5 protein-coding genes are annotated in these 1,812 nt (G+C 50.6%); 2 read left to right on the top strand and 3 right to left on the bottom strand.

Features of this window, described 5'->3' with window-relative positions; translation table 11 throughout:
* Window positions 1-141: 141 nt before the first annotated feature.
* Genes KDK14_RS18810 through KDK14_RS18800 form a run of 3 tightly spaced genes read right to left on the bottom strand, consistent with a single transcriptional unit; the run spans window position 142 to window position 1,004 of the window.
* Window positions 142-624, bottom strand: coding sequence for a DnaB-like helicase N-terminal domain-containing protein (locus KDK14_RS18810; protein ID WP_257266743.1), 483 nt, complete (start codon window positions 622-624; stop codon window positions 142-144).
* Window positions 625-633: 9 nt separating this feature from the next.
* Entirely contained in the window at window positions 634-822 is a 189-nt protein-coding gene (locus KDK14_RS18805) for a hypothetical protein (RefSeq protein WP_257266742.1), read from the bottom strand.
* A gap of 35 nt (window positions 823-857) precedes the next feature.
* A complete protein-coding gene (locus KDK14_RS18800; RefSeq protein ID WP_257266741.1) occupies window positions 858-1,004 on the bottom strand; it encodes a hypothetical protein in 147 nt (48 codons plus the stop codon).
* A 103-nt stretch (window positions 1,005-1,107) separates the two neighbouring features.
* On the opposite strand from KDK14_RS18800, the gene KDK14_RS18795 reads away from it, so the two are divergent.
* Both KDK14_RS18795 and KDK14_RS18790 read left to right on the top strand, forming a co-directional pair.
* Window positions 1,108-1,359, top strand: coding sequence for a hypothetical protein (locus KDK14_RS18795; RefSeq protein ID WP_257266740.1), 252 nt, complete (start codon window positions 1,108-1,110; stop codon window positions 1,357-1,359).
* Window positions 1,347-1,812: hypothetical protein (locus KDK14_RS18790; protein WP_257266739.1), on the top strand; the 466-nt coding region annotated here is incomplete at its 3' end. The genes KDK14_RS18795 and KDK14_RS18790, both read left to right, overlap by 13 nt.

Raw genomic sequence — 1,812 nt, 5'->3', positions numbered from 1 at the left:
AATGGTTTTCTACGATAGTCCTTTATATTTACCAGTACTTTTTGAGCACATACGTCGAAGGTAAGGTTTATACACATGATTTATTTGGGGTAGATTCGTAAAGCATTAATCAGCTGGGGTGAAGTAAGTAGAACATTTTATTTATAAACGACAATGATTATGCACAAAGAAAGACCTGACCCCGATTTTGCGAATATTCGCCACACTGGGCACACTGCCCGCCAGCTCCGCCAGATAAACCAGCCCGCCCACTTCATCCAGCTCACCCCGGTTTTCCAGGATCTCGGCAACCGTCAGAGGATCGAAAGGCTTGCTCTCATTGCTCAGTGTACTGATGGATGCATAGATACGCCGGTGCCCCAGATTGTAGAAGTCATCCGACGTCAGCTTATCCACCACCCGGTCCAGGGCCTGGTTATCCAGCATCAGCCCGCCGAGCACGGACTGCTCCGCTTCTATGGAGTGAGGGGGGGTTTTAATGGCAACCGTGGCTTCGTCGATGGGAAGCGCCAGCTCACGGGGGCGTACATCCAGCATAGTGACGATCTGAGAAAAAAGATTGAATGATGATACGAATTCAGGAGGTAAAAATACAGCGACAATATCTTTTATGATCCTGTTCAAGCCATTGACTTAATTATCAGGTCTGTCGAACAAGGCTGCTGTATTTGCTGATTCAGCGGGCAGGCCGACTTCAGCGTCATAATAGGGATGTTGCAGGCAATCCACTGAACAATGACCAGCCAGATCAGCGTTTAACACCTCGCTTTTATCTTCTGACGCCTGACCCGCAACAAGTTCAGAATAACCTCCCGCATTCAAGTTTCAAGACCCGGCGCTGGTTTTTCGTCACTCTGTCAGTCTTGTACCTGGCTCATTTCATGGGCTGGTTCCTGCGTAGAAACACTCTGCCTGTTCATTCGTTCTCTGATTCCCTGAATACCCTGTGATACCGAGTTGACCGCAGCGCTTGCCAGTTCTTTACCACGAGTCAGTGGTTTCATCGCCAGCGCCTGACCACGCAATCCCTCCTGGAAACCGGTAATCCATTGAATGCTTGTATAGACGAAAATCCCCAATCCCAATCCGCCCGCCAGAAGGGAACCTGTGGTAACTCCTCCCACCGTAGCGGCTGTTGATGCTGTAGTAGGTGTTGATGCTGTAGTGGGTGTTGACTCTCTAGCGGCTGCTGATGCTGTAGTGGGTGTTGACGCTGTAGCGGTTGTTGATGCTGTAGTGGGTGTTGACTCTTTAGCGGCTTTTACCGGACAAACCGATAAATCCAACGCATCCCGAAATTCAGCTCTCGGAGAGCAATTGGCTTTTAACACACGTGGGTCTGCATTTTGGCAAAGTTGATCATTGGAGATAGATCCAAAATTCTTTTCATTGTCATTGACAAAGCTGTTCACCGCCGTGGTGTTGGCAACCGTTGTTCCATAGAATTGCAGCCCCCACCCGATGCCGGCGAGACGACCTGTGACATTGCTGTTCACCGCAATGGTGTTGGCAACCGTTCCTCGAAGTCCAACACCCCTCCCGGCAAGAAACCCCGCCCCGATGCCGGTGCCTACAAATATACCCGTGGTTTTGACATTGCTGTTCACCGCCGTGGTGTTGGCAACCTTTCCATCAACCCCCCCCCCGATGCCGGCATGTGCAAAATCTTCAGTGGTTATGACATTGCTGTTCACCGCCGTGGTATTGTCAACCGTTCCTTCAACCCAGCCCCCCCCGATGCCGGCGGATTAACTATAACCCGAGGTTTTGACATGGCTGTTCACCGCCGCGATATTGTTAACCTTTCCTCCA

Source organism: Endozoicomonas sp. ONNA2, assembly GCF_024606365.1.
GTDB lineage: Bacteria > Pseudomonadota > Gammaproteobacteria > Pseudomonadales > Endozoicomonadaceae > Endozoicomonas.
The sequence above is the reverse complement of the archived record's forward strand: the minus strand, read 5'-3'. Positions and strand labels throughout refer to the sequence as shown.

Excerpts from the sequence above, each read along its gene's own strand:
- KDK14_RS18800 (WP_257266741.1), bottom strand. The coding sequence starts at position 1,004 with ATGAAACCACTGACTCGTGGTAAAGAACTGGCAAGCGCTGCGGTCAAC.